The organism is Vibrio sp. V43_P6S15P86 (assembly GCF_009904725.1).
GTDB classification, from domain to species: domain Bacteria; phylum Pseudomonadota; class Gammaproteobacteria; order Enterobacterales; family Vibrionaceae; genus Vibrio; species Vibrio diabolicus.
Map to the genome: position 1 here is coordinate 1 of NZ_WXWT01000234.1, position 6,564 is coordinate 6,564.

Genomic DNA, 6,564 nt, shown 5'->3' on the forward strand with positions numbered 1-6,564 from the left:
GTTACGGGTTCATCGTTTGGATGTTGCAAGTGTTCTTCTTTGGACCTCCAGGCGCTCACGGCATGTAAGCCTGTGAGCTCATAACCACACTTTTGAAAAGATTTTAAGAGAGCAAATAATGAAATCATTAATCATTAAACTGTGGCGTACCATGACGCGCCCAGCTGTACATATCAGCCTAGGTGTGCTGACTATGGGCGGCTTCATTGCAGGTGTTATCTTTTGGGGTGGCTTTAACACCGCTCTAGAAGCAACCAACACAGAAGAATTCTGTATTAGTTGTCACACAATGCGTGACAACGTGTACGTTGAGCTGCAAGAAACGGTTCACTGGAAAAACCATTCAGGCGTTCGTGCTACTTGCCCTGACTGTCACGTTCCTCATAACTGGACAGACAAAATTGCTCGTAAGATGCAAGCTTCTAAAGAGGTATTTGCACAAGTATTTGGCAACTACGACGAACCGGGTGTGTTCGAAGAGCGTCGTATCGAACTTGCGAAACACGAATGGGATCGTTTCTCGGCAAACAAATCTTTAGAGTGTAAGAACTGTCACAACTACGAATCGATGGATTTCGAGCAAATGTCTCCAACCGCTCGTATCCAAATGAAGCAAGCAGCAGAGAAAGATCAAAGCTGTGTTGACTGTCATAAAGGTATCGCGCATAACCTGCCAGCAGGTATGGACAGCATCGGCGGTATCGTGGGTGACCTAGAAGGTATGACTTCAAATACAGATTACTCTGTAGGTCAGCAACTGGTGAGTGTTCGTCACCTACCTATTTACTTTGATGCACAAGGCACTAAAGAAGCCGGTCTTCTTAACCCAGCATCGACCGTTAAAGTTCTTGAAGACAAAGGCGAGTTTGTTGAAATCGAAATCGATGGCTGGCGTAAAGCGAAAGGCTTTGGTCGCGTAATTCAAGAAGACTTCGGTAAGAACATTGCGACTGCGTCTCTGATGAAAGAAGCAGCGACAGATAGCAACATTGTGACGACTGGTGAGAAAAAAGTGGATGAGCTAACGGGTCTTCCATGGGAAAAAGTGGCAGCGAAAGTATGGCTTAAGAAAGAGTCTATGCTGAACGACATCAATCCTGTTTGGGAAAAATCTCGTGAAGCGTACAAGACCAACTGTTCTGTATGTCACACGCAACCTGCGGAAGCGCACTTCGACGCGAACACCTGGCCAGGTATGTTCGACGGTATGTTGGCGTTCGTTAACCTAGATACAGACAGTGAAGCCCTGATCTTGAAGTATCTACAGAAACACTCTTCAGATTATGCTGAAGGTCACCACTAATAAGCGTCGGATTGGAGTAATTTAAATGGCTATTACACGAAGAAGTTTTCTTAAAGGTGTAGCAACCACAAGTGCAGCGTCAGTTATTGGTCCTAGCTTATTGGCATCAGCCTCTGCCAATGCTGTTGAGACGACAGGTACTTGGAAAGTAACAGGTTCTCACTGGGGCGCGTTCCGCGCCCACATCTACGCGGGTAAAGTTCAAGAGATCAAACCGCTAGAGCTAGACAAAAACCCAACTGAAATGCTAAACGGCATCAAGGGCATTATTTACAGCCCTTCACGTGTACGTTACCCAATGGTTCGTCTAGATTGGTTGAAGAAACACAAATACAGCGCCGATACTCGCGGTAACAACCGTTTCATCCGCGTGACTTGGGATGAAGCGCTAGATTTGTTCTACCGCGAACTAGAACGTATTCAAAAAGACTACGGTCCATGGGCGCTACACGCAGGTCAAACAGGTTGGAACCAAACAGGTTCATTCAACAACTGTACCGCGCACATGCAACGTGCAGTGGGTATGCACGGCAACTTTATCACGAAAGTAGGTGACTACTCGACGGGTGCAGGTCAAACCATCATGCCTTACGTACTTGGTTCAACCGAAGTTTACGCACAAGGTACGTCTTGGTCTGAAATCCTAGAGAACTCTGACAACATCGTTCTTTGGGCTAACGACCCAGTGAAAAACCTTCAAGTAGGTTGGAACTGTGAAACGCATGAGTCGTTTAAGTACCTGGCACAACTAAAAGAAAAAGTAGCGAAAGGTGAGATCAACGTTCTATCTGTAGACCCAGTGAAGAACAAGACTCAGCGCTACTTAGAGAACGATCACTTGTACATCAACCCGCTGACAGACGTAGCGTTCATGCTCGCTGTGGCACACGTGTTGTACAACGAAAACCTGTACGATAAGAAGTTCATTGATACTTACTGTCTAGGCTTTGAAGAGTTCATTCAATACGTTCAAGGTAAGACAAAAGACAAAGTAGAGAAGACGCCCGAATGGGCAGCAGCGATTTGTGGCGTGAAAGCGGACAAGATCCGTGAATTCGCACGCATGCTAGTCAGCGGTCGTACACAGATCCTGATGGGTTGGTGTATCCAGCGTCAAGAGCACGGTGAGCAGCCATACTGGGCAGCGGCTGTGGTTGCTGCAATGGTTGGTCAAATCGGTCTACCTGGCGGTGGTATCTCTTACGGTCACCATTACTCAAGTATCGGTGTGCCTTCTACTGGTTTCGCGGGCCCTGGTGGTTTCCCTCGTAACCTTGACCAAGGTATGAAACCGAAGTGGGACAACAACGACTTTAACGGTTACAGTCGTACTATCCCAGTTGCACGTTGGATCGACTGTCTGCTAGAACCTGGCAAAGAGATCAACTACAACGGCGGTAAAGTGAAACTGCCAGACTTCAAGATGATGGTTATCTCGGGTTGTAACCCATGGCACCACCATCAAGATCGTAACCGCATGAAGAAAGCGTTCCGCAAACTTCAAACGGTTGTAACGATCGAGTTTGCTTGGACTGCGACATGTCGTTTCTCAGATATCGTTCTACCGGCGTGTACGCAATGGGAACGTAACGACATCGACGTATACGGTTCATACTCGAACAAAGGTCTGATTGCGATGCATCGCCTAGTTGATCCATTGTTCCAATCTAAGCCTGACTTCCAAATCATGAGTGAACTAACTCAGCGTTTTGGTCGCCGCGAAGAATACACTCGTGGTATGAGCGAGATGGAATGGATCGAAAGCCTTTACAACGATTGTAAGAAAGCGAACGAAGGTAAGTTTGAAATGCCAGAATTCAATGAGTTCTGGGAGAAGAGCGTACTAGACTTCGGTGAAGGTAAACCTTGGGTTCGTCATGCGGACTTCCGTAAAGACCCTGAGCTTAACCCACTAGGTACGCCGTCTGGTTTCATCGAGATCACGTCTCGTAAGATCGGCCGTTACGGCTACGAACACTGTCAAGAACACCCAATGTGGTTCGAAAAATCAGAGCGTTCACACGGTGGCCCTGGTTCAGATAAATACCCATTCTGGTTGCAGTCTTGTCACCCAGACAAGCGTCTGCACTCTCAGATGTGTGAATCTGAAGAGTTCCGTGCAACTTACGCGGTGCAAGGTCGTGAGCCTGTTTACATCAACCCAGCGGATGCGAAAGCGAAAGGCATCAAAGACGGTGACTTAGTGCGCGTATTCAACGGTCGTGGTCAGCTATTAGCTGGTGCTGTTCTTACTGACAGCTACCCACGTGGCGTTATTCGTATCGAAGAAGGTGCATGGTACGGTCCTCTAAACGAGAAAGAGGGCGCAATCTGTACTTACGGTGACCCTAACACGCTAACGCAAGACATTGGCTCTTCTGAGCTTGCGCAGGCGACTTCTGCGAACACATGTATCGTAGACTTCGAGAAGTTCACCGGCAAAGTACCGCCAGTGACTTCATTCGGTGGCCCAATCGAAGTTGCTTAATTAACGCAATTCACATCAATCGAAATACCAGCCTTCGGGCTGGTATTTTTTTAACCAAAATTTCAGTGAGCGTTATCTCAATAATAAATTTGTGACGCTAAACGACAGTAGGATTCGTGATGATGGTAACGAATTGGGTGAGACAAGCAGGAGATAATGCGCCAAGCTAAACAATAATAATTAAGTGAGTAGACTCTTTATGGCTCAGAGCATTCAATTGGCAAATCACACTGAGGTCACAGTGAATAACAACGACTTCCAAGTTGAAGTTGAGGGTAATCAATTACATTTTTCTTTTGCTGGGCTTCACAATAAAACGTTTACCGACCGTGAAGTGTTGTTCGAGATGCCGTTTTTATACGAGCACGAGGCCAATGTGATTGGCGATGGCTTCCAAATGCTAGCGCAAACAGCGGGAACGGTTAGCCATCCCGTTGATATTGGTCGCTGTCCAGACAACAACCCTTCTTATCGAATCTATCCCAAAGATGCCCCTAAGCGTTACTACAACTATTTAGTGGTGGAAGGCTCGGCTGGCTATACCTTGTTTGGCTTTACTTCATGTCACCGTTTTGCGGGCTATTTTGATGTTGTACTGCGTGATGGACATTGGGTTTTATCTGCCGCGATTGATGGTGAGTTTACTCAAGTGGCGGATTGGGAAAGTAATCAACTTGAGTCCGTGGCGGTACTCTGTGGCCAATCTCTGTCTGAGCTTTATCAAATCTATGGCGAGATGATTGCAGAGCATCATCCTGTTCGCCAAGGTGTGACACAAGATGCGCCTGTCGGTTGGTGTTCGTGGTATGCCTACTACGCAGACGTGACAGAGCAAAACATCATGCAGAACGTTGATTGCATGCAAGGTAAGCTTGAAGACCTAGAGTGGGTACTTCTGGATGATGGCTATCAAGCCTTTATGGGCGATTGGTTAATCCCATCGGATAAGTTTTCTGGTGGTGTGAAAGAGCTCATTCATAGTATCCGTGCAAAAGGCAAAAAGCCGGCAATTTGGATGGCACCCTTTATTGCTCAACCTGAGTCGGAGATCTTCAAACAACACCCAGAGTGGTTTGTTCGTCACAAAGATGGAAGCTTACTTAAAGCAGAAGATGTCACATACGGTGGTTGGCGCTGCACGCCTTGGTACATACTCGATACCTCAAATCCAGAAGTGCAAGACCATCTGACGAATGTGGTCTCTGTTATGAGACAAGAGTGGGGCGTTGAATTGTTCAAGCTAGACGCGAACTATTGGGGCACCTTAAAAGGTGTGCGTAAACAATCTGGTATTACAGGCGTTGAGGCGTATCGCTTAGGAATGGAAGCGATTGCTAAAGGCGCTGGTGATGCGTGGCTTTTAGGTTGCAACGCGCCAATGTGGCCATCTCTAGGGCTTGTGGATGCAATGCGTGTTTCTGATGACGTAGAACGCCATAGTCGTCGTTTCGAGCAGATAGCCAAAGAAACCTTTTACCGTAGTTGGCAGCATCGAAAACTGTGGCAAATTGATCCGGATTGCGCGACATTCACGTCATTAGCTAATCAAGCCGCATCCAGAGAAGAGTATGAATTTCATCGCACGGTGTTATTGGCGTGTGGTGGTTTGCTGCTGTCTGGCGATCCGCTCCCTGAGATTACGCCATTTGCAAAGAAGACATTGGCTAAGCTCATGCTACGTCAACAACGTAACCAAGAGTCAGCAAAGTTCACGGCTTTGAGTTTAAATCATGCGTTTTTAAAACTAACGACGAAGAATGACCTTCACTGCTTGTTTAACTATGCCAGCTACGGTGCGATGGAATTTACGCTGACGTCTGATCAACCGATGGATTGGTATGATTACTGGACAGGAGAAAAGCTAAACCAAGAACCTTGTCAGTTATTAATGGTGAGCGTGGATAAAGGGTTAAATGCGAAAGCGATCGTCACGGCATAACGTGCAGCAAATCGTTCGATTATAAAAACAAGAAAGGGGCCTACTGTGGCTCCTTTCTTATTTTGACGTCCTGAGCGTTAGAACTCGAATAAAAAGTAATACCCGTATCCAACAATAAAAGCAGGAATGGACGAATAAATAGTCGCGACCAAAGCGGCTTTCGGTGCCATAGCAATGGCGGGGAATAGGGCGTCACCATCATTGGAAATCGCATTTGCCAACTGCGCCGAAAGTGGCGCTGCACCAGAGATGTAAAGGCTGGTGACTAGAATTTGCGGACCACAACCAGGTAGCATCCCAATGGCTAAGCCAGCTAATGGCATCCATATCCCCCAATGAGAAAAGGTTTCTACGAGGTCGATTCCAGAAAAATAGGTCGTCAGTTCAAACGCCAGAAACGCCACGATCACCCAAGCACTGACGAAATTCGTATCTTGGGCTGCTTTTTGAATCGGGTGTGAGTCCACGATTTTTTCATCTTCAGAGACCGTTGACTGATAATCGCCGAGCTCTTTTGTCATCGCCCACAACGACATTGTGATCACCGCGAAGATAGCGCCCAGCCATTCAATGGTATTGGCCTGCAAAGACAACAGCTGATTAATATCGATTTGGAAAGATATTAACAAAGCAACGACACTAGCAGGCACAATAAGCCATTTCCAAAATGCGCCTTGTAGATTGATTGCACGTTGTTCAAGAGGCGTGTGTCGGTCTGTCTGGTGTTGGCAACAAGCATGTGTCTGAAGTGCTTCTTTTGGCTCTGGGCGCAGAAAGTTATCAGCATGAAAAGCATTAACGACCAGCCCTGAAAGAGTACCCACGATTATGCCT

4 protein-coding genes and 1 pseudogene are annotated in these 6,564 nt (G+C 46.9%); 4 read left to right on the plus strand and 1 reads right to left on the minus strand.

Annotated elements, in window-relative coordinates:
• The 4 genes and pseudogenes from CAG69_RS10420 to CAG69_RS10435 all read left to right on the plus strand — a co-directional run.
• Positions 1-68: pseudogene (locus tag CAG69_RS10420) on the plus strand (trimethylamine N-oxide reductase system protein TorE); the annotation flags it as partial.
• A gap of 50 nt (positions 69-118) precedes the next feature.
• On the plus strand, positions 119-1,303 hold the full coding sequence (torC, locus tag CAG69_RS10425) for a pentaheme c-type cytochrome TorC (RefSeq protein WP_031780338.1): 1,185 nt from the start codon (positions 119-121) through the stop codon (positions 1,301-1,303).
• A 25-nt stretch (positions 1,304-1,328) separates the two neighbouring features.
• Positions 1,329-3,791 carry a trimethylamine-N-oxide reductase TorA gene (gene torA / locus CAG69_RS10430; RefSeq protein WP_005378138.1) on the plus strand — a complete coding sequence of 821 codons (2,463 nt, stop codon included), beginning with the start codon at positions 1,329-1,331 and terminating at the stop codon, positions 3,789-3,791.
• Between the two features lie 199 nt (positions 3,792-3,990).
• Positions 3,991-5,730 (plus strand): glycoside hydrolase family 36 protein, encoded by a 1,740-nt coding sequence (locus tag CAG69_RS10435; RefSeq protein WP_161444095.1) that lies wholly within the window; start codon positions 3,991-3,993, stop codon positions 5,728-5,730.
• A 77-nt stretch (positions 5,731-5,807) separates the two neighbouring features.
• On the opposite strand, the gene CAG69_RS10440 is transcribed toward CAG69_RS10435, so the two are convergent.
• A partial coding sequence (locus CAG69_RS10440; protein ID WP_202600754.1) for a putative manganese transporter occupies positions 5,808-6,564 on the minus strand: 757 nt, incomplete at its 5' end.

Coding starts and splice junctions, on each gene's coding strand:
- torC (WP_031780338.1), top strand. CDS start 119: ATGAAATCATTAATCATTAAACTGTGGCGTACCATGACGCGCCCAGCT.
- torA (WP_005378138.1), top strand. CDS start 1,329: ATGGCTATTACACGAAGAAGTTTTCTTAAAGGTGTAGCAACCACAAGT.
- CAG69_RS10435 (WP_161444095.1), top strand. CDS start 3,991: ATGGCTCAGAGCATTCAATTGGCAAATCACACTGAGGTCACAGTGAAT.